Raw genomic sequence first — 24,551 nt, 5'->3', positions numbered from 1 at the left:
AAGGTGACGGCGGACACGCCCACCAGATGGGCGACAGCCCCATGGGTGGGGCTGCAAGGAATCGAACCTCGAAGTAACCGCTGTCGGCGCACCGGGAGGTGCATATCAAGTTGTGGCCTCCCGAGATCGAATTCGGCGACGGAATACGTAAGTGTCCTAGGCCGCTGGACGACGCCGAACGAGTCGGCGGCGGGATTCGAACCCGCGTTGCTCCTTCGGTAGAGGAAGTAGCCGTTGCCTTCGCACCGGGAGGTGCATATCGAGTTGTGCGTTCCAGAGGTCGGTGGACGGCGCCGGCATAGTTTCACCTGAAGAAGTAGCCGGGGCCTCCGCACCTGGAACACCAGGAAGCCTAGCCCTCTCCTGCGCCTCGCCGCTTCCCATTTTTGCCATGCGAACTCGTATAGCCAGACGCATTGTGCGCATCTGTTCCGCACGGGGATGGGGCCGGCCTGACATGCGGGGACGCTGAGTTCGGGTCGGTGGTTCCGCAGGAGGGAGGCAGCGTCGGTCGAGCGGCGGTGATGGCTTCGCCGAAGCGACTCCGAAGGACTGATGCGATGAGGCCGCGCCGTCGAAGAGATGCGGCGTCGCCCGCTCTTGGGCCACTCCCTCCAAGGCGGAGTGAAAACACCATTGCGAGTCCTGTTTGGAGGAGCGAGGCGGGGAGAGGAGTGGGCCGGCATTCAACTGCCGAGGGCGCGCTTTTGCGGGTGGAACGTCTCCCCGCGGGCGAGCATGTCGACGAACTGGGTGATACGGCGGGCTCGGGTCTCGGCGCGTTTGGCGTTCGCGATCCGATAGAGAATGGCGTAGCGGTTTTGTGAGGTGAGGATGTCGAACATCGCTTGTGCCTGCGGATTCGCAGCCAACGCGGTGGTCAGGTCGGCCGGCACCTCGATGCCGGCTTGTCCCGCGTAGGCCGTGTCCCAGCGGCCGTCGGCCTTGGCGCGTTCGACCTCGGTCATTCCGGCCGGATGCATCCGGCCCTCGCTGATCAGGCGGGTGACGATGGAAACGTTCCGCGCTGACCAGGGGCTCTGCCTTCCGCGAGGGGTGAAGCGCCGGTAGAAGGTGGTCTCGTCCCGCCGTCGTAGCCGGCCGTCGATCCAGCCGTGACACAGGGCTTCGTCGAGCGCCTGGTCATAGGTCAGGCTGGTGGGCCCGGTCGTGTTCTGCTTGGCGAGGACCAGCCACACCCCTGCCGAGCTGTCGTGGTGCCCGCTGAGCCACTCCCGCCAGGCTTGGGCATCGGTAACGGTCAGTTCCGGTAGTTCGTCGCTCATCGTCATGTGTCCCTGAGGTTGTCGGCGGTCACCCGAAGGTAGGGGCCCAGGACGGGGGCCTGCCGGAAGTGGCGCTGGATCGATCAGCGGGGGAGCCGGCCGGTCACGTCCTTCGCCGCGTCGCCACCGGGCCCCCTGGACGGATGACGCCCGCCCGCCTTCACCAGGTCTTGCCGGCCGGCTCCCGGATCGTGTGGTTGATCCGGTTGAAGAAGTTGGTGAGTGCGATGTTCAGGATGATCGCGGACATCTGCTTCTCGTCGAAGTGGGTGACAGCGGCGTCCCAGATCTCGTCGGTCACGCCCGGCGCGCCGTCCTGGATCCGGGTGGCGGCCTCGGTCAGCGCGAGCGCTGCCCGCTCCTCTTCCGTGAAGAACGGGGCCTCGCGCCAGGCGACCACGCTGTGCAGCCGCTCCTCGGTCTCTCCATGCTTCTTCGCCGACTGGACGCCGGCGAACACACACGGGCTGCAGCCGTTGATCTGGCTGGCCCGCAGATGGACCAGTTCGAGCACGAGCGGGTCGACGCCACCGGCGTGAATCGCCTTCTGCAGATGCTGGATCGCTGTGATCAGGTCGGGACTCGCCACGCTCTTCATGCGTGCTTCCATGGGTCCTGCTCCTCGTCGGTTACGTTGCGTTCATCCGGGCCCGTCCGCTGACGCACCTTGGCGCAGGTGATCGTGGCCGTAATGGACTTTTCGGCCGAGGCGTTCTCGGTCATGCCGGCGACATTACGGTGTGACCCGGTCAGAAACGGTCCTGGTTATCGAGCAAACTGTTGGCCGTGGTCAACACCTCGGCGCGGCTGCTGCGGCTGCTGTCTTTGCTGTCAACGCGGCGGTCCTGGACGTGCGCTGATCTTTCCGCCCAGCTCGAAATCACCGAACGGACGGTTCGCCGGGACATCGCCCGGCTACGTGAACTCGGCTACGGCATCGAATCGGAGATGGGCCCGTGGGGCGGCTACCACCTCGGGCCAGGAACCAGCATCCCGCCACTGATCCTCGACGAGGAGGAGGCCCTCGCGGTCGCCGTCGGGCTGCGCACCGCCGCCTTCAGCGGAGTCTCCGGCAGCGACCAGGCAGCCCTGTCGGCGCTGCTGAAACTGCGCCAGGTGCTGCCGGCCAGGATCGCCGACCGGCTCGGCGAGTTGGACGCCGCGTTCACCCACACCGCACGACCCGACGACAGCCAGATCTCCCCCACGCTGCTGCTCGACCTGGCCACCGCGTGCCGGCGAGGCGAACGCACCCAGTTGACCTACCGCGACGGGGCCGGAACGACGTCCACCCGCAGAGTGGACCCCTACCGGCTCATCTACACCGGCCGCCGCTGGTATCTCCTCGCCTACGACCTGACGCGGCAGGATTGGCGGACCTTCCGTACCGATCGCATCATCGACGCCACAGCCACCGGGCAGGCCACCGCCCTGCCCGACCCGCCAGATCCGGCGCAGATGGTCAGCACGGGCGTCGCGCTGAGGCCCTACCCGGTGCGGGTGACCATCCGCCTGGCCGTACCGGCCGATGAGGCCCGCAGGCTGGTGCCACCGACGGTCGGCGTCCACCACCCGGACGGCGATGACGCCACGATCATCGACATCGGCGGGCCGGACGCCGACAGCCTGGCCCGCTACCTGCTCAGCCTCGGCCGGCCACTCCGGATACTGCACCCAGAAGAGGTCCGCCAGGCATTCCTCGCCCGCACGCAACAACTCCTCGAGGACAACCAGTAGCCCGAACACCCCGATAATCGAGTCCTTCACCGTGTCGGCTTCGCCCGGCCGAGTCCGCGTGCCGAGCTGGTCAGCCGTCGTGCCTCCGTTCCGGGAACGGGAAGGTGCGGCTGTCGCCGCGCCGAAGCCGGGCGTGGTGGCCGTGCACCACGAAATCCAGGGCGGTAGGACCGTCGTCGGCCCGGCTGATCCGCACGCGGGTGGGATCGGCGTCGATGACGAGTTCCGCGCCTCGATAGCGGAGGCACAGCGACAGCGTGGTCAGCTGTTCGGGGAGCACCGGATTCAGGTGCAGGCCCTCGGGCCGGGCCTCGAGATCGAGGTAACAGCGCTGGACCAGGTCCAGCGTGCCGGCCATGGCGCCCAGGTGGACGCCCTCGGCGGTGGTCCCTCCCTGTACGTCGGTGATGTCGCCGGTCAGCGTCTCGGTGAAGAATCGCCATGAGCCGATGCGGTCGGATCGCGCCAGCACCCAGGCGTGCACCACCGCACTCAGGGTCGAACCGTGGCAGGTGCGGGAGAGGTAGTGGCGGATGGTGCGTCGGGTCAGGCCCGGTGCCACCGGATAGCCCAGCCTGTCGAGGATCTGCCTCACCTCCCGGGCCGTGAGCAGGTAGAACAGCATGAGCACGTCGGCCTGCTTCGACGCCCGATAGCGGTTGGGACTGTCGTTGTCGGCCTCCAGCGCCCGGTCCAGCCGCCGCACGCCGCGATAACGGTCCCAGTCCAGCTCCGCCAGGTGCTCGTACCCGGTGAACTGGCTGATGACCCCATCGTGAAAGTCGACGCGCATCCGCCGGGTTATCTCCTCCCACCGCTCGGTCTCCACATCGGTCAGACCGAGACGGCGGCGCAGATCCTCCCGCGCGCGTTGCGGCATCAGGGCGAGCGCCTGACGAGCGCGCAGCAGCAGCCACACCGTCATGATGTTGGTGTAGGCGTTGTTGTCCAGGCCCGGGGACGCTGCGCCGGGGTAGCCGTCGTGGTACTCGTCCGGCCCCATCACGCCCTGGATCTCGTAGCGGCCCGACACGGGGTTGAGCCGCGCCAGCGAGGCGAAAAGGCGGGCGATCTCGACAAGAAGGCAGGCACCCGTCCCCGCGAGGAACTCCATGTCGCCGGTGATCGCGTAGTGCTGCCAGGCGTTGTAGGCGATGGCCAGCCCGACGTGCCGCTGCAGGTAGGTGTGGTCCGGTGTCCACCGGCCGGAGCGGGGGTTGAGGTGGAACCGCGGAGTCTCGTCGCGGCCGTCGCTGCCGCTCTGCCAGGGGAACATCGCCCCGCGCAGGCCCGCGGCGCGGGCGGCCGCCCGCGCCTCCGGGAGCCGCCGCAGGCGATAGCGAAGCAGCCCGCGGGCGATCTCGGGGAACCGCAGGCTCAGCCAGGGCAGCACGAACAGCTCGTCCCAGAACACATGTCCCCGGTACGCCTCGCCGTGCAGGCCACGTGCGGGCACACCCATGTCGAGGTCGGCGGCATGCGGTGACAGGGTCTGCAGCAGATGGAAGGTGTTCAGGCGGATGTCCCGCAGGATGCGCGGGCCCGTCACGTCGAGCCGGGCCCGTTCCCACAGGTCACGCCAGGCGATCTCATGCTGTCGCAGCAGTTCGCCGAACCCCGGCGCGAGTTCGGCCCGCCGCAGCGCGGCCGAGGTCGCATCGGCGATCGCGAGATCGCGCGATGTGGTGAGCGCCACCGTCTTGACGACCGTGACCGGGTGGCCCCGTTCCAGCCGCAAGACGCGTGTCTCCATGACGTGATCGTCGTGCCGCTCGACCTCGGGCTCACCTCCACTGCTCGCAGAGGTGTCGACCCGGGAGGCCAGGGCGACCTCGATACCGGAGGAGCGGGTCCGCGCGCGCAGCCATGTCAGGGGCGCACAAGTCCCCGTCGCGTGCCGCGTCAGATGGTCGCCGCGTAGTTCGCGGTATCGGGCCACTCCCCTGTTGGCCACGCGCCCGTCCAGGCCGGAGCGTACGCGGAGAGGACCCGACCAGTTCTCGGCCGTGAAGATCGTCTCCAGGCCGGCCAGGTAGGGGTCGGCCATGGAGACCAGGCGGCGCTGCCGCACCGACGTGATACGGCCCTCGGGGTCGCGGCAACGGATCAGCCGGTGCAGGACGGCGTGGCGCATGTCCAGTTCCTGCCGGTACCGGAGCAGGTCCGCTGCGCTGGGTGAGAACCACTCGGAGCCAGGTGTCGCGAAGGTCAGCGGCAACCAGTTCGGCAGGTTGACCATGTCCTCGTTGGTCAGTTCATGGTCGGCGACGTTCGAGGTGAGCCGGTCGTAGCATCCGGCAACGTACGTCCCCGGGTAGTGGACGGCGTCGGCCTCGGCTTCGGGTGCCGTACCTCGCGTGGCGAATCGGCCGTTGCCCAGCGTGCACAGCGCCTCGCGTAGTCCCTCGTGACCGGGATCGAACCCCTCATAAGTCAGTGACCACGGATTCAACGCAGCTCCTCTCGGACCTGCCCCGGTCGATCCGAGCGGGAGGTCCAGACGGCGCCCGGCCTCCGGTGGCGGGTCGACGCGGCGCCTCCCGGGTGCCGTAGGCTCCGCCGCGCGTACGCCCGCAAGCCCGTGCCGTCATCGCCTCCCAGGTCCGGTTCTTCCGCTCAAGTTCGAGGCACTGGAGCACGGGACGCTCCGATTCCTGGCTCCGTACCCACGGACCGATGTGATTCCACGTGCGACGTCCTGAGTCGTCCCGCCGGCTCCTGACCGAGTCCGGTCGGGGGCGTGCCGGGACGTTCGTCCGCAGGCCGGAGACGAAGTCCCCTACCTCACCGGCCGCACGAGGCGAAGGGTGGGAGGGACTCTCGTAGTCGACACTCGGCGAGGTGAGCCATGTCGCGGTTGGTCAGGTGGTTCGCCGAGCTGGGCCGTACGGACGTCGGCCTGGTGGGCGGGAAGAACGCGGGCTTGGGGGAACTGACGCGCAACCTGGGCCAGTCGGGGGTTCGCGTGCCGGAGGGCTTCGCTCTCACCGCAGAGGCGTATCGCCGGTTCATCCAGGTGAACGGGCTCGACGAGGTGATCGCGGAGCAGATCGGCCGCCTGCACCGAGGCGCCGACCTGCCGGTCGTCGGCCGTGCGATACGCGACGCCCTCCTGGCGGCCGAGCTTCCGGCGGCGGTCGTCGAAGCCGCCGAGGAGGCATACGGTGAGCTGGCCGATCGCCTGGCGACCATCGACCCGGATGTCGCGGTCCGCAGCAGCGCGACCGCGGAGGACCTGCCGGAGGCCAGTTTCGCCGGGCAACTGGAGAGTTACCTCAACGTCAGCGGCGCGGCGGCGTTGCTCGGCGCCTGTCTCCGCTGTTACGCGTCCCTGTTCACCGACCGGGCGATCAGCTATCGGGAGGACAGCGGGTTCGGTCACCTGGACGTCGCCCTGTCGGTCGGGGTGCAGCGCATGGTCCGCTCCGACCTGGGCGCGGCCGGGGTAATGTTCTCCATCGACACCGAGACCGGCTTCCCCCGGTCGGTTCTGATCGACGCCTCCTGGGGGCTGGGCGAGACGGTGGTCGGCGGCAGGGTGGATCCCGACGAGTACGTGGTGTTCAAGCCGCTCCTCGGCGACCCGGGCCTGTGCCCCATCGTGTCGAAGACCCGGGGCCGCAAGGAACGCAAGGTCGTCTACGACGCGGCGGGAGGAACCCGTCAGCTCGACACATCCGAGGAAGAGGCGGTCCGGTACGCGCTGGACGAGGAGGAGATCCTGCTGCTGGCCCGGTGGGCCGCCGCGGTGGAGGACCACTACGGCACCCCGATGGACATGGAATGGGCCAAGGACGGCAGGACCGGCGAGATCTTCCTCGTCCAGGCCCGCCCGGAGACCGTCCACCGGCGCCGGGAGGCGTCGCTGCTGCGCACCTACCGCATCCGCGCCGCCGGGGAACCAATGGCCGAGCCACTGGTGAAGGGGCTGGCCATCGGAGACGCGATAGCGGCAGGGCCGGTGTGCAATCTGACCAGCGCGGCGCAGATCGACGACTTCGTGACCGGATCGGTGCTCGTCACGAAGATCACCGACCCCGACTGGGAGCCGATCATGAAAAGGGCCGCGGCGATCGTCACCGACCACGGCGGCCGCACTTCTCACGCCGCCATCGTCAGCCGCGAACTCGGCGTCCCCGCGATCATCGGCACCGGCGACGCGACCGCCCTGCTCGGTGCCGGCATGACGGTGACCGTCTCCTGTGCGGAGGGCGACGAGGGCCACGTCTACGAGGGCCTGCGCGACTACGAGGAGGAGGAGATCAGCCTGGAGAACATCCCGGCCACCGCGACCAGGGTCATGCTCAACCTGGCCAACCCCGCCGCGGCCTTCCGGTGGTGGCGGCTGCCCGCGGACGGCGTCGGCCTGGCGCGGATGGAGTTCATCGTCAACAACCACGTCAAGATCCACCCCATGGCACTGGTGCACCCCGGGCGCGTCGAGGAGGACGCCCTTCGGAGGATCACCGAGCTCACCCGGGGTTACGACGACCTGACGGAGTACTTCGTCGAGCGGCTGGCCCACGGCATCGCCCGCATCGCCGCCTCCCGCTGGCCCGACCCCGTGATCGTACGAATGAGCGACTTCAAGACCAACGAATACGCCCGGCTCGTCGGCGGGCGGCGGTTCGAGCCCCACGAGGAGAACCCGATGCTCGGGTGGCGCGGGGCCAGCCGCTACTACACGGAGGGATACCGGGAGGGCTTCGCCCTCGAATGCCGCGCCATCCGCAGGGTGCGGGACCGCATCGGTCTCACCAACGTCATCGTGATGATCCCGTTCTGCCGTACGGTCGAGGAGGCCGACCGGGTCCTGGGGGTCATGGCCGAGGAGAAGCTGGGGCGGGGCCGAGGCGGCCTGGAGGTCTACGCCATGGCCGAGATCCCAGCCAACATCATCCTGGCGGAGGAGTTCGCCGATCGCTTCGACGGGTTCTCCATCGGCAGCAACGACCTCACCCAGCTCACCCTCGGGGTCGACCGGGACTCCGCCGAGCTGGCGCATCTGTTCGACGAACGCAATCCCGCCCTCACCCGCAGCATCGAGCACCTCATCTCGGCCGCGCACGCGAAGAGGCGCAAGGTCGGGCTCTGCGGACAGCGTCCCAGCGACGACCCGGACTTCGCCCGGTTCCTGGTCGAGGCGGGCATCGACTCGATCTCCGTCGCGCCGGACAGCTTCTTCTCCGTGAAGGAGAACGTCGCCGCGGCCGAACGCGCACAGGAGCGCCGGGAACCTGCCCCAGCGGTCCGCGGAACGCAGTCGTGGCCGCCGGCCTGAGTGCCGGCGTCCCACACCGTCGCCCGGCGGCCACGTTCACGTGCAGGAGGTCTCATGATCGACGAAGGCGACGACCGGGAACTGGTGATCCGCTACGTCCACGACGACGAGAAGCTGCGCCGGGAATTCGACAACCGGCTCGCGCGCTACCTCCGCGCCCAGCCGGGCCACGCCCGCTGGGACATCACTCCTCTGGTGGTCGCCCTCGACCAGCTCGGGCAGCAGATTCCGAACATGCTCGTACGCCTGCGCCGTCTGCCCGGAAAGAAGGAACTGGAGGCGTGTATCGAACTGGAGCTCGCGCTCATTTCGCCGGAACGCGGACCCGCCCCTGATTCCTGAAGATCGTACGGCTGCTACGGCGCGAGTGTCTCCAACGCGAGAAGGTCGCGCATCGACACCATGCCGATCAGGCGCCCGTCCTGGTCCACCGGGATATGGCGGATGCCGTGGTCGAGCATGCGGCGGGCCACCTCGCGCGTATCCTCATCCAAGGTCGCGGTCTTGATGTCCGACGACGCGCACATTCCCGCGCTCAGCCCGGCGGGATCGTCGGATGTGGCAAGTGCCGTCACGAGGTCCCGTTCTGTGATCACTCCCGCGACCCGGTCCGCTTCGAGTACGGCGAGCGCGCCGATGTTCTTCTCCGTCATCCGGCGCGCCACCTCGGGCAGCGTCGCACTCACCGAACAGCCGAACACCAGGGGACGGTAAACGTTGGCAATACGCATGCGTCCTCCCCTCCTCACCAGCACATCCACCCAACCACACCGCCCGGGGACGCCGGTCATCCACTGGGTGTGATGAGCCCGCAGTGGCCGTCGTAACGGTCGTAATCGAGCTGCTCCATGTCGAAGGCGGCCTCGGCAGGGGTCGCCCAGGCGAGCTCGTGCGCCTTGTGCCGCACGACCTGCCGCTCGCCGACCGCCTGGGCGGCCGCCGGCGGTCAGTCGAGCGCGTAGACCCGGTGGACGAACTCCGCGAGCTTGCTGTCCGACAGCTCCTTGGCCAGATCCGCCTCGCTGATGATGCCGACCAGACGATGACGCGCGATCACGGGCAGGCGCTTGATGTGGTGCTCCTCCATCGCGAACAGCGCCTCCTCCACGCTGGCGTCGGCGTCGACCCACACCAGGCCACGGGCCAGTTCGCCGGCGGTCGTCCGGTCGATGTCCATGCCGTGCGCGCAGCACATGACCACGATGTCGCGGTCGGTGATCATCCCCTTGAGCCGGTCGTCGTCCCCGCAGATGGGCAGCGCGCCGACGCCCAGGTCGGCCATCATCTGCGTGGCGGTACGCAGCGTTTCGTGTTCACCGATGCACTGAACACCCTCGTGCATGACGTCCCGGGCCTTCTTGCCCATATCCGTTACGCTCATCGATGCCCCCGATACACATTCGGTGACTCGCGTTCCAGCCCTTATACCCACCCTGGCCATGAGCAGTAGCGAGGCCCTGCTCGAAGCAAGGCTCACGAGTAGGAGGCTGCGCCGGCGTCACGGGGACAGGTGACCCGCTGCGTCAGCGGGGCCGTGGACCGGCCGGTGAAGAGGAGGCATGCTGACGGCGGCCGCAGAACTCGGCGATGTAGGCCTTGTCCATCAGTGCGATCTGGTTCTCTACTCCCCAACTGCCATTGATCACCCAGGCGAGCGTGCGGGTGCCGCCCGACTGCGCGGTCACGCCAGTGAGATAACCGTCGAGGGTCCCGCCGTGACCGTACACGGTGATCCCGCAGGGGAGCTTCGTGATGATCACGCCGAGGCCGTATTTGTCGATATCCGAGCCCGCGCGGGAACCGCGAACCGGCGTCAGCATCTGCCGCAGGACAGGCTGTGGTAGCAGACGCCCTGCCAGCAGGACCGAGGCGAACCGGTTCAGATCTCCGACCGTCGAGATCAGGTCGCCGGATCCGGGCGCGAAACTCGTGTTGAGCACGGTCGCGCCCCGATCGACATCTACGCGGTCGGCACGAAGGTGGGCGTCTCGGCCGACGCCCCCTGCTCGCCCCTGTGATGGCGGCGGGGAGGCGGCTCGCCCCGAGCGAGGCGATCGCGACGGCCCGCGACCGCTGCGCCGCGGAGCTCGCGCGCCTTCCGGCGCCCGCGCCCGCGCTCGCGCTGCGCGACCCGCGGGCGCCCCAGGTCCGCCACAGCGAACGCCTTACCCTGCTCTCCCAGCGTGTCCGCGACGAGATACACGCGAGAACGACAGCGATCCGGAGCGATCGAACCTCCCGTGACGCACCGTCTCGGGAGTGCGGGCGATGACGGTTGCGTCACGAGTGACGGGTCTCCCGGGCGGTCCTCTGACGCCCGGCTCCACTGGTTCTCCGGCGGGACGTTCCGCGCCCTTGGACAGGCGGACGGGTTCAGAAGCCGTGAATGCGGCGACCGGTGATGTGGCGCGGCACGATACGGATGTAGAGTCCGCGGTCGCCTCCGGGCCATGGTTCGAGGCCGGGTACGAGCAGCTCGTCGGGCGCGACGGGGCAGGCCGGTCCCTGGATCAGCACGCTCCAGCCCTCTCGCCTGGCCTCGTCAATGTGATCCACCTCGAAACCGATCATGGTAGTGGCGCTTTCCAACGCGCCTTCGCCGATTGAACCCCCCAGGCGGGTGCGGAAGACGACGTTGCCACGGTGGATCGTGTAGTTGACAGGGAGGACGACAGGGCCGGTAGACCCGGTGAAAGCCACTCTGCCGACACCGCCCGGGGCGACCAGACGCAGGCATTCGCGCGGTTCGAGTGCGCGCAACACGGGATAGGCCGCCGCCGGGCCGCCGCCGGGCGGCCGGTCGGTGGTGCCGCCCAGCAGTTCGTCCGCCGTCGTCTCCAAGGCCGCGGCGAGCCGGAGCAGGACCCCCTGCGTGAGCGACGACGGTCTCTGCTCCAGGTATTCCACGAATCCGGTGGCCATCCCCGCACGTTCCGCGACCTGCTCGCGACTGAGGCCCAGCTTCTTACGGTGGTAGGTGATGCGACGACCGAGGTCACCAGGCCTGGCGGTTTGACGCGGCATGATCTTCCCTCCCTTCTATCGGCGGAAGGCGTATCGCATCGCGTGCGTGATCGCGCGCCCATCTGCGCTCCTGTCCTCGGGCGTGCCCGCCACATGCGACGTCATGTCCGGACGCTACGAGTCGGCGCAGCTGTTCCACGCTGTGCTTCACCTCCCACCGGCCCGTGATCGTGATCCGCGACCGGCCGGGGCAGCGGCGGGCCACAGCCGAGGGGAGCAGCCGGCGCGCGGGGAATGTCTCCAGAAAGCAGACGTGGAGGCGCTGTCCGGCGGCTCCTGGCACCGACCGGGGACGGGGGCACCTCGATGAGGCCATGGGCGCAGGTCAAGGAGACGCACGCCGGGGTGGTGATCCTTCTCGGCGATCACGCTTTCAAGCTGAAGAAGCCCGTTGATCTGGGCTTCCTGGACTTCACCACGCTGGAGGCCCGGCGGGCGATGTGCCGCAAGGAGGTCGAGCTCAACCGCCGGCTGGCGCCGGACGTCTACGAAGGAGTGGCCGACGTTGCCGGCCCGGACGGACGGGTCTGGGAGCACCTCGTGGTGATGCGGCGTATGCCGGACGAACGCCGCCTGTCGGCGCTGGTCCGCGCGGGAGAAGCGGTGGAGGACGCCGTGTGCCGGGTCGCGCGAATGATCGCGGGCATGCACGCCCGGTCCCCGCACAGTTCCCGGATCGACGAACAAGGGAGCGTGCGGGCGCTGCGATCCCGCTGGACCGCCAGCTTCCGCGAGGTGCGGGCGCTGCCTGAGTCGGTGATCGACGCCGGGGTCCTCGGCGAGATCGAACGGCTCACGCTGCGCTTCCTCGACGGCCGGGAACCGCTCTTCGCCGCCCGGGTCGCGGAAGGCCGGATCGTGGACGGCCACGGCGATCTGCTCGCCGACGACATCTTCTGCCTGGACGACGGGCCTCGGATCCTCGACTGTCTGGAATTCGACGACCGGCTCCGTTTCGTCGACGGCTTGGACGACGCCGCCTTCCTGGCCATGGACCTGGAGCGACTGGGCGCGCCTCGCCTGGCAGAGCTGTTCCTGCGGTGGTACGCCGAGTTCTCCGGCGACCCCTCGCCGCCCTCGCTGTGGCATCACTACGTCGCCTATCGGGCCTTCGTCCGCGCCAAGGTCGCCTGCCTGCGCCATGGCCAGGGAGACTCCGACGCGGCGTGGGAGGCCAGGCGTCTGGCCGAGCTCACGCTGGGCCATCTCCAGGCGGGCGCGGTCACTCTGGTCCTCGTCGGCGGGCTCCCGGCGACCGGCAAGTCGACCCTGGCCGCCGCCGTCGCCGACCGGCTCGGCTGCACGCTGCTGGCCAGCGACCGCCTGCGCAAGGAGCTCGCCGGCATATCGCCACATCAGCCCGCGCCCGCCCCCTTCGGCGAAGGCATCTACGGCGCGGAGTCCACCCGACGGACCTACACCGAGCTGTTGTCCAGAGCCGAGAGGCTGCTCGGTCTCGGCGAGCCGGTCGTCGTCGACGCCTCCTGGACGGACGACGCGCACCGCACCGCCGCGGTGGGCCTGGCTCGGCGTGCCCGCGCCGATCTCCTGGCGCTGTGCTGCACCGCCCCTCCGCAGGTGACCGCCGAACGTCTCGCACGCCGCACCGGCGGGATATCGGACGCGGACCAGGCGATCGCGACGGCGATGACACCGACGATGGCGCCCTGGCGGGACGCGACCGAGATCGACACCGATGCGCCACAGGAACAGACACTGAACCGGGCGATGACGGCGATCCACGCCCACTGGGCCGGCGTGCCACGGCGGTTTCGGCGTCCCCGGATGGAACCGGGCTGAATCACGACCGCGGCACCCACGGCGACAGCCCACGTCAGGTGTCTGGAGAACCACCCTGTGGTCCCGGCACCACCGCCACAGGGCAGGCCGCCTCGTGCGGCGCGGCCTGGGTCACGGGTTCAAGGAGCATCTTGGGGGCGCAGCCGATTCCGCCACCTCCTGAAGGAGCGTGGCGGGGACGGGGCCGATGAGCGTTGGCGGTCGATTCGGAGCATGAGGTCTCATTCAGGCAGTTCCCACGGCAGGTTCAGTTCGACCATTTCCTGGAGCGCGTGCTGCTGGGGGGCCATCTTCCTGACCGCGATCTGGTTGAGACAGTGGCTCAGCCTGGCCAGGGCCCTGGCCGTGGCGATTTCGTCGCCTACTTCAGGAACCGACCGGTCGTCCGGGCTGCGGTGAGCGTGACCGGCGCCCGTGACGTTGACTCCGTCGGCCGTGGTCAGCGTGGCGCAGGCGTAGGTCTCGTCGCCCTGCTCGGTGATGTCGATGCCGATGTTCCAGCGCTTGGTTGTCATCCTGCCTCCCCGTGACTGTCCGGGGCCGCGTCGGATCTGAACTGGGCGCATCTCATCGGCCACATCGAGGCGTCCTGTCACCTACCGTGCTCTCCGTACCGAGGGTGCTCCACGTGGGCACCCGGCCCCGGGAAAATGAGAGTCTCGTGCTTCTCGTCCAACCACCTGACCACATATGGCGGAGACCCGTCGCTGTGATGAAGGCCCGTGATGATGCCGGTGCGGCGAGGCCCGTCGAGGTGGCGGCTCTCAATGATCAATCGGTCACCGACCTCCGCCTTCATGGCTGCCCCATCTCTCCTGTAATTGGCCTATTCGGTCCGTGATCACGGGGACCACCTCCCATTGCCGCTATTCAGCCTGGTTGGTGTCGCTCTCACTGCTTAGGGCAGGAGGTCCCGCAACCGGGGGACCTCCGTACCGAGGGCCGCTGACGGCGCAACCCTTGCAACGCGCGCCATCTGCTCGAAGCGCTCCGCGTCAGGTGGAGTGATGTGCCTCGGGGGTCCGTGTACGCGGCGCTGGTGATCGGCGTGTTCTCGCGGATGATCGTCGGCCGGCGCCTGGAGGGACCCTTTGCCTAACCACGGACCAACCACGGCCTAATCCAGGGTGCTTCAGGAGGTTCCGCTCGCGCACTGGGGTAGCACCGTCAGGAGGCTGCTCATGCCGTCGTAAGGATGGTGGCTGGGCGAAAGCACTCTGATGGCGTGGTCGCGCCGAGATCGCACCTACCGAGGGGGGCGTATGAGAAGCCGAGGTTTCGTCTGCTGGAAAGCGTGTCTCACGACTGCCGGCGTTGTCACCTTTCTCGCTGCGGGGGTCGGCAGCGCCACGGCGGCCCGCGCTCCCCATGGCGACGATATAGACCCGTCGACACGTACCAACGTCTCGAACGCGATGCAGGGCGAGGCGTTAGCACACGTGAAGTACCGCGCCTATGCCAAGCAGGCGGACAGGGAGAACCTGCCCGACGTCGCGGAGCTGTACCGGCGCACCGCGCAGACGGAGCTGCGGGAACACTTCACCGAGCAGGCGAAGCTGATCGGCCTGGTCGGCGGCAACGCGGCCAACCTTCGCGCCAGCACCGGCGGCGAGTCCTACGAGGCGACGACGATGTACAAGGAGTTCGCCGAGCAGGCCAAGGCGGACGGCGATCGGGAAGCCGCCAAGCTCTTCTCCGAAGTCGGCCAAGACGAGGCCAATCACCGCGAGAAGTTCCTCCAGGCGGAAAAGGCCATCACCGACCGGGCGTCCCGGGCGACAATCCCGATCGACGTGCAGGCCAAGCCGGTGGAGATCCAGGCCGGCCCGCCCAAGGTCTCCTCCCGCCGGACACTGGACAACCTGCGGACGGCGATGAAGGGCGAGGCCCTCGCCTACGCCAAGTACACGCTGTACGGCGACAAGGCACGGGAGAGCGGACAGCCCAGACTCGCCAAGCTGTTCCACCGGACGGCCGCCGTCGAGCGCACCGAGCACTTCGCCGAGCACGCGAATCTGGCCGGCGCGGTCCGCGACACCGCGACCAACCTGTGCGCGACGATCAAGGGGGAGACACACGAGGGAACGCAGATGTACCCCAATTACGCCCGCCAGGCTTCAGCGGCCGGCGACACCGAGGCGGCGAAGGTGCTCAGCGATACCGCGAAAGATGAGCTGAAGCACGCGAAGGCCTTTTCCGGCGAGGTGTCCAAGCTCGGCAAGCAGTGCGCCACACCGAGCTGACCGATCACAGTGCCCCACTGCGGGGGCAGACAAGGCAGACATCCTCGTCAGGGACTGCGCGACACTCCTAGGAAGCTGCGATGGCCGGTTCCGGAAACGGACGCGGGGCCGCGGCTGTTCACACCGCTCGGCACCGCGCGGATGGTACGGCGGCTCGTGCCGGCGATTATGTCTGGGCGCTCGTCCGGATCTCGATCGGCTGGGTGTTCCTCTGGGCGTTCCTGGACAAGGCCTTCGGCTGGGGCTTCGGCACCCCCGCAGACCAGGCCTGGATCAGGGGCGCGAGCCCGACGACCGGATACCTGAAAGGCACAGCGAGAAAACCGCTCGGCGCTGTGTTCTCTCCTTTGGCCGGTTACGCGTGGGCCGACTGGCTTTTCATGATCGGCCTCTTGGGTGTCGGCGTGGCGCTCATCCTGGGGGTCGGATTGCGCCTGACAGCGTTCCTGGGCGGGCTGCTGTTGCTTCTCATGTGGGCCGCCGAGCTGCCGCCCGAGCACAACCCGTTCATGGACTACCGCCTTCTCTACACGCTCGTCATAGTGGGACTGGCCCTGATCAACGCGGGGGACACTCTCGGGATCGGCAGGTGGTGGGGGAACACCGCGCTGGTCCGGCGCTATCCGTTCCTCAAGTAGGCTCCGCGGCGCAGTCTCTTGGGGATCAGTCGCGTCCTCCTCATGGCCGGGGCGTGGTTCCGCTCACGAACGCGTGAGGCAGAACTCGTTGCCGTCGGGATCCTGCATCGTGATCCAGTCCTCACGCTCGGCCTGAACCGTTGCCCCCAGCGCACACAGCCGCTTGACCTCTGCGACCGCGTCGGTGGCGCCCAGGTCGAGATGAACCCGGTTCTTGACCCGCTTGCTCTCCGGCACGAGTTGGAAGAAGATGCGCGGCAGCCTGCCGGCGGTGTGGACGAGCAGGACCGTAGGGTCGTCCTCCGGGTCGTCGATGCCCATGGAGCGCAGCCGGGCCAGCTCCTCCTCGTCGTACGGCGCGATCTCGTAGCCGTCCAGGGCCTGCGCCCAGAATCTGGCGGTCGAAGCCGGATGAGGGCTGTCGAAGACGATGTCCTTGATGGATGCCACAGGACTTCCCTTCAGAAACGGATGACGTCGGAGAATGGTGAGCCGAGCCGCTGGTTGAGTAACCGCCGAAAATCGTAGATCAGCTGAGGAAGCTCAGGCGGCGCTCAGCTCGGAATTACCCGCGCAAACGGCCCGAAGGCGGGCACAACCGCTGTGAGAGCCTTGCCTGCCGCTCGTCGGCCGGCAACGTGTGAGGGGTGGCGCGATGGCAGAGCCGATCGTCGTCGGCGTCGACGGATCGACGCCCTCGCTTCAGGCCGCCGGCTGGGCCGCTCGGGAGGCCGAGCTCCGCGGTGCGCCGCTGCACATCGTGTACGTGACACTGCGCTGGCCGTACTACGTGCCACTCGTCCCGCAGCCGGCGCGCTGGGCAATCGAGGCCGAGGCGGCGGCGCGAGCCGTGATCGATCGAGCGACGGTCCACGCGAGAGCGGGCAGGCCGCGTCTGACCGTGTCGGCCGAGATCGTCGACGGCGGGGCCGAGGAGGCGCTCGTCGCGGCCGCGAGGGGCGCTCAACTGCTCGTCGTGGGAAGCCGAGGCCGTGGCGGGTTCGCCAAGCTGCTTCTGGGGTCGGTGAGCCGCTACCTCACTGCCCGGGCCCCCTGCCCCGTGGCCGTCGTCAGGCAACCGGGGGCCGGTGACCGGGGGGAGATCGCGGTCGGCGTCACGGGACATCCCGATCAGGAACCCGTTCTGGACTTCGCCTTCCACGAGGCCGCGCTGCGGCATGCACGCCTGCGTGCCGTGCACGCGTGGACGCATCCGGTCGCGACGGCTCCGGGCGACATGCAGCCGCTCGTCTACGAGGTGGACGGCATCCAGGCCGAGGAGGCACGCCTGCTCGCGGAGAGCATCGCCGGCCGGCGAGAGAACTTCCCCGACGTGACGCTCACCGAGCGCGTCGTGCGAGAACACCCGGCCAAAGCCTTGATCGACGCGTCGATGGAGACCGATCTGGTCGTCATCGGCGCCCAAACGGGAATGTCCGCCTGGCTGGGCCTGGGCGCCACCGCTCACGCCGTACTCCATCACGCGTGCGCACCCGTGATCGTGGTCCGCCAATTTCCGTAGGCGACCGTGGTCTCACGGAGTGCGACATCGGCGTAGCGTGGAGGAGACGCGTCCGAGGGCCGCCCATAGGGGCGAAGGAGGGCCGCCCATGGAAACCGTCGTCATTCGATCGTTGGAACCACTGATCGCCGAGTTGCGGGCACGAGGCTTCACCGTGGTGGCGCCGAAGGCTCGTGACAGGGTCATCCGGATGGACGAGATCGCCTCCGAGAGCGAGCTGCCCAGGGGGCACGGGGACGAGCAGGCGCCCGGCCGGTATCGATTGCGCGAGCGCGACGACGAGATGCTGTTCGGCTTCGCCGCGAGTCCCGACTCCGCGAAGCGCTACACACAGCCGCCCAGCCGGACTCTGTTCCGCATGAGGGGCGAGAGCGTCGAGGAGCCGGAGGCGGAGGTGCCGCGGGTAGCCCTGCTGGGCATACGCGCGTGCGATCTGGCCGCGCTGGCCGTGCAGGACCGGGTGTTCCTCGGGGGCAGGCATCCCGACCCCGACTACCGGAAGCGGCGGGAAGCGCTGTTTCTGGTGGCGGTGAACTGCGCCGTGCCTGGAGGGACGTGCTTCTGCGTCTCCATGGGCACCGGACCGAGGGCGACCGCCGGCTACGACCTCGCGCTGACCGAGCTCGCCGGCCCGCACCGGTTCGTGGCCGACGCCGGCAGCGCGCGCGGCGCGGAGATCCTCCAGGCCCTCCCCCGCGTTCCGGCCGCCGAGGCCGATCTCGACGCGGCCGAGCAGGTCTCCCGTACGGCCGCCGAGCACATGGGACGGCAGGTGGACACCGAAGGGATCAAGGAGCGGGTGGCCGGCGCCCACGACTCGCCGCGCTGGCAGCAGGTCGCCTCCCGCTGCCTCACCTGCGCCAACTGCACCATGGTCTGCCCCACCTGCTTCTGCACCACCGTGGAGGACTCCACCGATCTCACCGAAGGGGCGGCCGAGCGGATCGAACGGTGGGACTCGTGCTTCACGCTCGGGTTCAGCGAGGTCGGCGGCTCGCCGGTGCGGGGGTCGGGGGCCGGGCGTTACCGGCAGTGGCTCACGCACAAGTTCTCCACCTGGTTCGACCAGTTCGGCACCTCGGGCTGCGTGGGCTGTGGCCGGTGCATCACCTGGTGTCCCGTCGGGATCGACGTCACCGAGGAGTTGGCCAACCTGCCATGACGGCCGAGGCGCGTCAGCCGCGCGCCGAGCGCGACGAACCGCGCCCGGGCCTGAGCCGTGCGTGCACGCCGGTCCGTCCGATGACGCCGGAGCTCTACCGGGTGCGCTCGCGGCGGGCCGACCGGGTGGACACGGTCACTCTCCAGCTCGTGCCCGTACGCGGCGGATGCCCGCCGTATCGGCCCGGCCAGTTCACCATGCTGTATGCCCCCGGGGTCGGCGAGGTCCCGATGTCGATCAGCGGCCGGGCCCGCTCCGGTGGATATGTCCACACCATCCGCGCGGTCGGCGCGGTCAGCGGCGCGTTGTGCGGCATGCGGCCCGGAGACGTCGTCGGGGTGCGCGGGCCGTACGGCACCTGGTGGGACATCCCGGCCGCCGCGGAAATGGACGTGGTCGTCGCGGCGGGCGGGCTGGGCCTGGCGCCGCTGCGGCCCCTGGTGCGGGAGTTGGTCCGCCACCGCTCACGGTACGGGCGCATCAGTGTGGTCGCGGGGACCCGTACGCCCGCGACCCTCGTCTACGGGCGGGAGCTGGAGCGCTGGCGCGGTAACGGCGTCGACGTCCAGGTGACCGTGGACCACCCCGATCACGTGTGGAAGGGGCCGGTCGGCCTGGTCACCCGGCTCCTCGACCGCATCGTCTTCGAACCGCGGCGCACGTTCGCCTTCGTGTGCGGCCCGGAGGCGATGATGCGGGCCACGGCCGACGACCTGGTGGGGCGCGGTGTGGCGGCTCGCCGGGTGGAGCTGTCGCTGGAGCGGAACATGAAATGCGGAATCGGCTGGTGCGGCCACTGCCAGCTCGGCCCGCTGTTCGTCTGCCTGGACGGCCCCGTGCTGAGCTATGAGCGCGCGGCGCGTCTGCTGGCCGTGGAGGAGCTGTGATGGGCGCACCCGGGAGAACACCGGCGCGCGGGCCGGGCGGCGCGCGGCCCCGGCTGGCGGTGTGGAAGTTCGCCTCGTGCGACGGGTGCCAGCTCACCCTGCTCGACTGCGAGGAGGAACTGCTGTCGGTGGCCGCCCAGGTGGAGATCGCCTACTTCCTGGAGGCCTCCAGCGCCCCCGGCCCGGGCCCGTACGACCTCTCGCTGGTGGAGGGGTCGATCACCACTCCGGACGACCTGGAGCGGATCCGGCACGTGCGCCGGGTGTCCACGCGCCTGGTCACCATCGGGGCCTGCGCCACGGCCGGGGGGATCCAGGCGCTGCGGGACTTCGCCGACGTGCGGGAGTTCCTGTCGGTCGTGTACGCCCGGCCCGACTACATCGCCACGCTGGACCGCTCGACACCGATCTCGGCCCATGTGCCGGTGGACTTCGAGCTGCGCGGCTGTCCCATCGACAAACGGCAACTGCTGGAGGTCGTCTCGGCCTTCCTCGCCGGGCGGCGTCCGGTCGTGCCGCCGAACAGCGTCTGCGTCGAGTGCAAGGCCCGTGGCAACGCCTGCGTCATGGTCGCCCACGGCACGCCCTGCCTCGGCCCGGTCACCCAGGCCGGCTGCGGGGCGCTGTGCCCGGCGTTCGACCGCGGCTGCTACGGCTGCTTCGGCCCCATGGAGAGCCCCAACGTGCGTGCCCTCAACCGGCAGCTGCGCGAGCTGGGAATGAGCACGCCCGAGCTGGTGCGGGTCTACCGGACCTTCAACGCCGGCGAGGAGCCCTTCCGGCAGGCGTCCGAGGACGCCGACCCGGAACTGCTCGGCCACGAGAAGGCACCGGGCGAGGACCGGGGAGGCCGACGGTGACCCACAAGACGATCACGGTCGGAGGCCTGTCCCGGGTGGAGGGGGAAGGCGCTCTGCTCGTACGCGCCCGCGACGGGCGCATCGAGGACCTGGAGCTGCGGATCTACGAGCCGCCCCGGTTCTTCGAGGCGCTGCTGCGTGGCAGGTCCTACACCGAGCCGCCCGACATCACCGCCCGGATCTGCGGAATCTGCCCGGTGGCCTACCAGATGAGCGCATGCCAGGCCATCGAGGCCGCCTGCGGGGTCGAGGTCACCGGTCCGCTGCGCGACCTGCGGCTGTTGCTGTACTACGGCGAATGGATCGAGTCACACACGCTGCACGTGTATCTGCTGCACGCGCCCGACTTCCTCGGCTACGACAGCGGCATCGCGATGGCGGCCGACCACCGGGACCTGGTCCAGCAGGGGCTGGCGCTGAAGAAGGCCGGCAACGACCTGGTGGCGGCCATCGGCGGCAGGCCCATCCACCCGGTGAACGTCCGTGTCGGCGGCTTCTACCGGGCGCCCTCCCGCCGCGAACTGGCCCCCGCCGCCGAGCGACTGCGCCGCGCCCGTGAGATCGCCCTCCGAACCGTCTCCTGGGTCGCCGGCTTCGACTTCCCCGACGTCGAACACGGCTACCGCTTCCTGGCGCTGCGTCACCCCGGCGAGTACGCGATCCTGTCCGGGGCCTTGATCACCAGCGACGGCGGGAGCTTCGGCGTACGGGAATGGCCCGAGCATGTGACCGAGGAGCAGGTGCCGCACTCGACGGCGCTGCACGCCCGGCTCGACGGCTCCCCCGGCTATCTCGTCGGGCCGATGGCCCGCTACAGCCTCAACTCCGCCCAGTTGTCGCCGCTCGCGCGGGAGGCGGCCGCGGCGGCGGGACTCCGGCCCGCCTGCCGCAATCCCTTCCTGAGCATCGTCGTGCGGGCGGTGGAGATCGTGCACGCCTGCGACGAGGCCCTGCGGATCATCGATGATCTGGCCGAGCCCGACGCACCGTACGTGCCCGTCGAGCCCCGCGCCGCCACCGGCCACGGCGCCTCGGAGGCCCCGCGCGGAACGCTCTACCACCGCTACCGCATCGACGCCGACGGGTTGATCGGCGAGGCCGACATCGTGCCCCCGACCTCGCAGAACCAGGCCCGTATAGAGGCGGACCTGCGGCACCTGATCGAGCCCCGGCTCGACCTGCCCGAGGAGGAGCTGGCCACGCTGTGCGAGCGCGCCATCCGCAACCACGATCCCTGCATCTCCTGTTCGGCGCACTTCCTCCACCTCCATGTCGACTCGCGATGACATCGTGGTGATCGGCCTCGGCGGGGACGGCCGGGGCGACGACGCCGCGGGCCTCGAGGTCGTACGGCGACTGCGCGGCCACCTCTCGTCGTCCGTCGTGATCGTGGAGAGCGCCGGAGACCCGGCCCAGCTTGTCGAGGCCTGGACCGGCGCCCGTCTGGCCGTCGTGATCGACGCCGTCTCCTCCGGCGCGGCGCCGGGCACGGTGCATCGCCGGACCGGCGTCGAGGGCGGGCCGTCCTGGCACGGCAGCTCCCACTCCTTCGGCCTGGCCGACGCCGTCGACCTCGGCCGTGTGCTCGGCCGCATGCCCGCCCAGCTCATCGTCATCGGCGTCGAGGGCGGAGACTTCACGATCGGCGCGCCGATCACGCCGCCGGTGCTGTCCGCGATCGACGCCCTCGTGGGGGAGCTGGGGGAGAGATTCCGGCAGGATTCCCCATGACGCGCCGGTCCGTGACGAGGACGGCCGGGACACGGTCTTTCGGCCCTGGCCCAGGGAACAGAGACCCTATTTCGCGGAATCCGTCCCGGGGGAATCTGGCCAGGTGAAGCGGATCGCACTGCTGGCAGGCACGCTCGGCGCCGTGATCGCCGGAGGCGTGCTCCACCTCCTCGGAGCCGGCCCAGCCGGTGACGCCCTCTGGGCGGGCGGCACCGTCCTGGCGCTCGCCCCCGCCGCCTGGTGGGTGGCCTCCGCCCTACGCGCCGGCAGGCTCGGCGTCGACGCGATCGCGGTGCTCGCCCTCGCCGGTGCGCTCGCCGTACGGGAGTTCCTCGCCGGAGCGCTGATCGCCGTGATGCTGGCGGGCGGCAGGGTCCTGGAGGACTACGCGCTGCGCCGGGCACGCCGCGATCTGACCGCCCTGTACGAACGGGCGCCACGATCCGCCCGGCGCTACGAGGAGGGCGTCCCCCGCCTGATCGGGGCCGAGGAGGTGCGCCGGGGAGATCGGCTGCTGGTGCCCGGCGGCGAGCTGGTGCCGGTCGACGGCGTCGTCGAGTCCGGCTCCGCGCTGCTGGACGAGTCCGCGCTCACCGGCGAGTCGCTGCCGGTCGAGCACCGGACGGGGGAAAGCGTGGCCAGTGGCGTGGTCAACGCCGGGCAGGCGTTCGACATGCGTGCCACGGCGACGGCAGGCGACAGCGCCTACGCGGGTGTGGTGCGGCTGGCGCGGGAGACGGAGGCGGGGTCCGCCCCGGTCGTCCGGCTCGCGGACCGGTTCGCGGCCTGGTTCCTGCCGGCCACGCTCCTGCTGGCCGCAGGCGCCTGGCTGATCTCTGGCGAGCCGGTGCGGGCGGTCGCCGTGCTCGTCGTGGCCACACCCTGCCCGTTGCTGCTGGCCGCCCCCGCCGCCATCGCCTCCGGCCTGTCTCGCACCGCGCGGCAAGGTGTCGTGGTGAAGGGCGGCGGAGCACTGGAGACCCTGGGCCGGGCGCGGACGCTCGTCCTCGACAAGACCGGCACCCTCACCGAGGGCCGCCCGCAGGTGATGGACGTGGTCGCGGCCCCCGGCGGGGACCCCGACGAGGTCCTGCGACTGGCGGCCGCGGTGGACCAGATGTCCTCACACGTGCTGGCCGCCGCCATCGTGCGCGCCGCGCACGGGCGGCGGCTCGCCCTGCCCGCTCCCGAGGACGTGTCCGAGGTGCCGGGCACGGGCACATCGGCGCTGGTCAAGGGGCGCCGTGTCCGCGTGGGCAAGGCCACGGGCGCGCGGTCCTCCCCCTGGGAGGCCGCTCAGCGCGCACGCGCCGCCCTCGACGGCGCGATGACCGTCTGGATAACGGTGGACGACCAGGTGAGCGGCGTCATTCTGCTGCGCGACGCCGTCCGCGGGGATGCGGGCCGAACCCTGCGGCGGCTGCGGACCGCCGGAATCGAGCGGGTCGTGATGCTCACCGGCGACCGTGCCGACGTGGCCGAGACCGTCGCCGGCGTGCTGGGGATCGACCGCGTGCTGGCCGAGCAGACCCCGGCGGCCAAGGTCGAGGGGGTGCGGGACGAGGCGCGGCGGGCGACGACCATGATGGTGGGCGACGGGATCAACGACGCGCCGGCGCTGGCCGCGGCCGACGTCGGTGTGGCGATGGGGGCCCGCGGTGCGGCCGCCTCCGCCCAGACGGCAGACGTGGTGTTGACGGCCGACCGGCTCGATCGGATCGCGGACGCGATGGACGTGGCACGCCGCACACGGCGGATCGCCGTCCAGAGCGCGGGGACCGGAATGGCGCTGTCTCTGATCGCCATGGCCGTCGCCGCCGTGGGCGCGCTGCCGCCCAGCGCCGGCGCCGTGCTGCAGGAGGCCATCGACGTCGCCGTGATCCTCAACGCGCTTCGCGCCCTGCGCCCGATCCGGGGGACCCGGCTGCCCCTCGACCGGCCGACCTCCGAGTTGCTGCGCCGTTTCGAGCGAGAGCACGCCGATCTGCGCCGGCCGCTCGAACTCATCCGTGACGTGGCCGGCCGCCTGGGCCGGCGCGACCCCCGCGAGGCGCTGGCGGACCTCCGTGACGTCCACGTGTTCCTGACTCGCGACCTCCTGCCGCACGAGCACGACGAGGAGGCGCGGCTGTATCCCGCCATGGTGCGGCTCCTTCGCGACCCTGAGGCCACGGTCACCATGAGCAGGGCCCACGCCGAGATCGACAAGCTCGTCCGCCGGTTGGGCCGTCACCTCGACCTCGCCGCGGACGACGGTCTGCGCCCGGAACAACTCGACGACCTGCGGGCCTGCCTGTACGGCCTGTACGCCGTGCTGACCCTCCACTTCGCTCAGGAGGAGGAGGCGTATTTCTCTCTCGCCTCCAGCTCTTCGTGATGG

General features: G+C 69.9%; 23 protein-coding genes and 1 pseudogene. 13 read left to right on the top strand and 11 right to left on the bottom strand.

The annotated features are described in order from the left end of the window. Positions 1 to 686: 686 nt before the first annotated feature. The 3 genes from ACIBK1_RS39300 to ACIBK1_RS39290 form a co-directional block, all read right to left on the bottom strand. Positions 687 to 1,292 carry a YdeI family protein gene (locus tag ACIBK1_RS39300; RefSeq protein ID WP_396740731.1) on the bottom strand — a complete coding sequence of 202 codons (606 nt, stop codon included), beginning with the start codon at positions 1,290 to 1,292 and terminating at the stop codon, positions 687 to 689. Between the two features lie 154 nt (positions 1,293 to 1,446). Continuing rightward, positions 1,447 to 1,896, bottom strand: a complete 450-nt coding sequence (locus tag ACIBK1_RS39295; protein ID WP_396740729.1) for a carboxymuconolactone decarboxylase family protein — start codon at positions 1,894 to 1,896, stop codon at positions 1,447 to 1,449. Then, complete coding sequence (locus tag ACIBK1_RS39290; protein WP_269321823.1) at positions 1,881 to 2,009, bottom strand: hypothetical protein; 129 nt, start codon at positions 2,007 to 2,009, stop codon at positions 1,881 to 1,883. The genes ACIBK1_RS39295 and ACIBK1_RS39290 overlap by 16 nt, the downstream gene beginning before the upstream one ends. 63 nt (positions 2,010 to 2,072) lie before the next feature. Here ACIBK1_RS39290 and ACIBK1_RS39285 point away from each other — a divergent pair, with 63 nt between their 5' ends. Beyond that, positions 2,073 to 3,023, top strand: a complete 951-nt coding sequence (locus ACIBK1_RS39285) for a helix-turn-helix transcriptional regulator (RefSeq protein ID WP_030511181.1) — start codon at positions 2,073 to 2,075, stop codon at positions 3,021 to 3,023. Between the two features lie 70 nt (positions 3,024 to 3,093). Here ACIBK1_RS39285 and ACIBK1_RS39280 read toward each other — a convergent pair whose 3' ends face one another. Next, positions 3,094 to 5,475: a glycoside hydrolase family 65 protein gene (locus ACIBK1_RS39280; protein WP_396740726.1), complete on the bottom strand. Its 2,382-nt coding sequence runs from the start codon at positions 5,473 to 5,475 to the stop codon at positions 3,094 to 3,096. 396 nt (positions 5,476 to 5,871) lie between these two features. On the opposite strand from ACIBK1_RS39280, the gene ppsA reads away from it, so the two are divergent. Next, a complete protein-coding gene (ppsA, locus tag ACIBK1_RS39275) occupies positions 5,872 to 8,304 on the top strand; it encodes a phosphoenolpyruvate synthase (protein WP_396740724.1) in 2,433 nt (810 codons plus the stop codon). Between the two features lie 54 nt (positions 8,305 to 8,358). After that, positions 8,359 to 8,646 carry a hypothetical protein gene (locus ACIBK1_RS39270; protein ID WP_030511184.1) on the top strand — a complete coding sequence of 96 codons (288 nt, stop codon included), beginning with the start codon at positions 8,359 to 8,361 and terminating at the stop codon, positions 8,644 to 8,646. Positions 8,647 to 8,660: 14 nt separating this feature from the next. On the opposite strand, the gene ACIBK1_RS39265 is transcribed toward ACIBK1_RS39270, so the two are convergent. From ACIBK1_RS39265 to ACIBK1_RS39250, 4 genes and pseudogenes are all read right to left on the bottom strand, one after another. Then, a complete protein-coding gene (locus ACIBK1_RS39265; protein WP_030511185.1) occupies positions 8,661 to 9,035 on the bottom strand; it encodes a CBS domain-containing protein in 375 nt (124 codons plus the stop codon). 215 nt (positions 9,036 to 9,250) lie between these two features. Next, entirely contained in the window at positions 9,251 to 9,685 is a 435-nt protein-coding gene (locus ACIBK1_RS39260; protein WP_030511186.1) for a CBS domain-containing protein, read from the bottom strand. Between the two features lie 142 nt (positions 9,686 to 9,827). Beyond that, positions 9,828 to 10,292 (bottom strand): annotated as a pseudogene (locus ACIBK1_RS39255) (serine hydrolase); the annotation flags it as partial. Positions 10,293 to 10,677: 385 nt separating this feature from the next. After that, positions 10,678 to 11,328, bottom strand: a complete 651-nt coding sequence (locus ACIBK1_RS39250) for a helix-turn-helix domain-containing protein (protein ID WP_396740721.1) — start codon at positions 11,326 to 11,328, stop codon at positions 10,678 to 10,680. Positions 11,329 to 11,634: 306 nt separating this feature from the next. On the opposite strand from ACIBK1_RS39250, the gene ACIBK1_RS39245 reads away from it, so the two are divergent. Then, positions 11,635 to 13,128 carry a bifunctional aminoglycoside phosphotransferase/ATP-binding protein gene (locus ACIBK1_RS39245; protein WP_030511189.1) on the top strand — a complete coding sequence of 498 codons (1,494 nt, stop codon included), beginning with the start codon at positions 11,635 to 11,637 and terminating at the stop codon, positions 13,126 to 13,128. 221 nt (positions 13,129 to 13,349) lie between these two features. On the opposite strand, the gene ACIBK1_RS39240 is transcribed toward ACIBK1_RS39245, so the two are convergent. Then, positions 13,350 to 13,643: a dsRBD fold-containing protein gene (locus ACIBK1_RS39240; protein WP_063754692.1), complete on the bottom strand. Its 294-nt coding sequence runs from the start codon at positions 13,641 to 13,643 to the stop codon at positions 13,350 to 13,352. A gap of 77 nt (positions 13,644 to 13,720) precedes the next feature. Beyond that, positions 13,721 to 13,927: a DUF1918 domain-containing protein gene (locus ACIBK1_RS39235; RefSeq protein WP_030511191.1), complete on the bottom strand. Its 207-nt coding sequence runs from the start codon at positions 13,925 to 13,927 to the stop codon at positions 13,721 to 13,723. 463 nt (positions 13,928 to 14,390) lie between these two features. Here ACIBK1_RS39235 and ACIBK1_RS39230 point away from each other — a divergent pair, with 463 nt between their 5' ends. Further along, entirely contained in the window at positions 14,391 to 15,371 is a 981-nt protein-coding gene (locus ACIBK1_RS39230) for a rubrerythrin family protein (RefSeq protein ID WP_396740718.1), read from the top strand. Between the two features lie 80 nt (positions 15,372 to 15,451). Further along, the gene (locus ACIBK1_RS39225; protein WP_396740716.1) at positions 15,452 to 16,009 is read left to right on the top strand and encodes a hypothetical protein; all 558 of its coding nucleotides are present in this window, start codon (positions 15,452 to 15,454) and stop codon (positions 16,007 to 16,009) included. Between the two features lie 63 nt (positions 16,010 to 16,072). On the opposite strand, the gene ACIBK1_RS39220 is transcribed toward ACIBK1_RS39225, so the two are convergent. Continuing rightward, positions 16,073 to 16,459 carry a VOC family protein gene (locus ACIBK1_RS39220; protein WP_357314073.1) on the bottom strand — a complete coding sequence of 129 codons (387 nt, stop codon included), beginning with the start codon at positions 16,457 to 16,459 and terminating at the stop codon, positions 16,073 to 16,075. A 205-nt stretch (positions 16,460 to 16,664) separates the two neighbouring features. On the opposite strand from ACIBK1_RS39220, the gene ACIBK1_RS39215 reads away from it, so the two are divergent. The 7 genes from ACIBK1_RS39215 (at position 16,665) to ACIBK1_RS39185 (ending at position 24,548) form a co-directional block, all read left to right on the top strand. After that, positions 16,665 to 17,531, top strand: coding sequence for a universal stress protein (locus ACIBK1_RS39215; RefSeq protein WP_396740714.1), 867 nt, complete (start codon positions 16,665 to 16,667; stop codon positions 17,529 to 17,531). An 88-nt stretch (positions 17,532 to 17,619) separates the two neighbouring features. Further along, positions 17,620 to 18,693: a 4Fe-4S dicluster domain-containing protein gene (locus tag ACIBK1_RS39210; RefSeq protein WP_357314076.1), complete on the top strand. Its 1,074-nt coding sequence runs from the start codon at positions 17,620 to 17,622 to the stop codon at positions 18,691 to 18,693. Beyond that, positions 18,690 to 19,580 (top strand): FAD/NAD(P)-binding protein, encoded by an 891-nt coding sequence (locus tag ACIBK1_RS39205; RefSeq protein ID WP_396740711.1) that lies wholly within the window; start codon positions 18,690 to 18,692, stop codon positions 19,578 to 19,580. The genes ACIBK1_RS39210 and ACIBK1_RS39205 overlap by 4 nt, the downstream gene beginning before the upstream one ends. Beyond that, positions 19,580 to 20,440 (top strand): NADH-quinone oxidoreductase subunit B family protein, encoded by an 861-nt coding sequence (locus tag ACIBK1_RS39200; RefSeq protein ID WP_357314078.1) that lies wholly within the window; start codon positions 19,580 to 19,582, stop codon positions 20,438 to 20,440. The genes ACIBK1_RS39205 and ACIBK1_RS39200 overlap by 1 nt, the downstream gene beginning before the upstream one ends. Continuing rightward, on the top strand, positions 20,437 to 21,726 hold the full coding sequence (locus tag ACIBK1_RS39195; protein ID WP_396740709.1) for a Ni/Fe hydrogenase subunit alpha: 1,290 nt from the start codon (positions 20,437 to 20,439) through the stop codon (positions 21,724 to 21,726). Before ACIBK1_RS39200 ends, ACIBK1_RS39195 begins: the two co-directional genes overlap by 4 nt. Then, positions 21,710 to 22,171: a hydrogenase maturation protease gene (locus tag ACIBK1_RS39190; RefSeq protein WP_396740707.1), complete on the top strand. Its 462-nt coding sequence runs from the start codon at positions 21,710 to 21,712 to the stop codon at positions 22,169 to 22,171. The genes ACIBK1_RS39195 and ACIBK1_RS39190 overlap by 17 nt, the downstream gene beginning before the upstream one ends. A gap of 103 nt (positions 22,172 to 22,274) precedes the next feature. Beyond that, positions 22,275 to 24,548: a heavy metal translocating P-type ATPase gene (locus ACIBK1_RS39185; protein ID WP_396740705.1), complete on the top strand. Its 2,274-nt coding sequence runs from the start codon at positions 22,275 to 22,277 to the stop codon at positions 24,546 to 24,548. Positions 24,549 to 24,551: the final 3 nt, after the last annotated feature.

The organism is Microbispora rosea (assembly GCF_044460045.1).
GTDB lineage: Bacteria > Actinomycetota > Actinomycetes > Streptosporangiales > Streptosporangiaceae > Microbispora > Microbispora rosea.
This window is presented reverse-complemented; position numbering and strand designations above follow the sequence as displayed.

Excerpts from the sequence above, each read along its gene's own strand:
- ACIBK1_RS39300 (WP_396740731.1), bottom strand. The coding sequence starts at position 1,292 with ATGACGATGAGCGACGAACTACCGGAACTGACCGTTACCGATGCCCAA.
- ACIBK1_RS39295 (WP_396740729.1), bottom strand. The coding sequence starts at position 1,896 with ATGGAAGCACGCATGAAGAGCGTGGCGAGTCCCGACCTGATCACAGCG.
- ACIBK1_RS39290 (WP_269321823.1), bottom strand. The coding sequence starts at position 2,009 with ATGACCGAGAACGCCTCGGCCGAAAAGTCCATTACGGCCACGATCACC.
- ppsA (WP_396740724.1), top strand. The coding sequence starts at position 5,872 with ATGTCGCGGTTGGTCAGGTGGTTCGCCGAGCTGGGCCGTACGGACGTC.
- ACIBK1_RS39270 (WP_030511184.1), top strand. The coding sequence starts at position 8,359 with ATGATCGACGAAGGCGACGACCGGGAACTGGTGATCCGCTACGTCCAC.
- ACIBK1_RS39265 (WP_030511185.1), bottom strand. The coding sequence starts at position 9,035 with ATGCGTATTGCCAACGTTTACCGTCCCCTGGTGTTCGGCTGTTCGGTG.
- ACIBK1_RS39260 (WP_030511186.1), bottom strand. The coding sequence starts at position 9,685 with ATGAGCGTAACGGATATGGGCAAGAAGGCCCGGGACGTCATGCACGAG.
- ACIBK1_RS39250 (WP_396740721.1), bottom strand. The coding sequence starts at position 11,328 with ATGCCGCGTCAAACCGCCAGGCCTGGTGACCTCGGTCGTCGCATCACC.
- ACIBK1_RS39245 (WP_030511189.1), top strand. The coding sequence starts at position 11,635 with ATGAGGCCATGGGCGCAGGTCAAGGAGACGCACGCCGGGGTGGTGATC.
- ACIBK1_RS39240 (WP_063754692.1), bottom strand. The coding sequence starts at position 13,643 with ATGACAACCAAGCGCTGGAACATCGGCATCGACATCACCGAGCAGGGC.
- ACIBK1_RS39235 (WP_030511191.1), bottom strand. The coding sequence starts at position 13,927 with ATGAAGGCGGAGGTCGGTGACCGATTGATCATTGAGAGCCGCCACCTC.
- ACIBK1_RS39230 (WP_396740718.1), top strand. The coding sequence starts at position 14,391 with ATGAGAAGCCGAGGTTTCGTCTGCTGGAAAGCGTGTCTCACGACTGCC.
- ACIBK1_RS39225 (WP_396740716.1), top strand. The coding sequence starts at position 15,452 with ATGGCCGGTTCCGGAAACGGACGCGGGGCCGCGGCTGTTCACACCGCT.
- ACIBK1_RS39215 (WP_396740714.1), top strand. The coding sequence starts at position 16,665 with ATGGCAGAGCCGATCGTCGTCGGCGTCGACGGATCGACGCCCTCGCTT.
- ACIBK1_RS39210 (WP_357314076.1), top strand. The coding sequence starts at position 17,620 with ATGGAAACCGTCGTCATTCGATCGTTGGAACCACTGATCGCCGAGTTG.
- ACIBK1_RS39205 (WP_396740711.1), top strand. The coding sequence starts at position 18,690 with ATGACGGCCGAGGCGCGTCAGCCGCGCGCCGAGCGCGACGAACCGCGC.
- ACIBK1_RS39200 (WP_357314078.1), top strand. The coding sequence starts at position 19,580 with ATGGGCGCACCCGGGAGAACACCGGCGCGCGGGCCGGGCGGCGCGCGG.
- ACIBK1_RS39190 (WP_396740707.1), top strand. The coding sequence starts at position 21,710 with ATGTCGACTCGCGATGACATCGTGGTGATCGGCCTCGGCGGGGACGGC.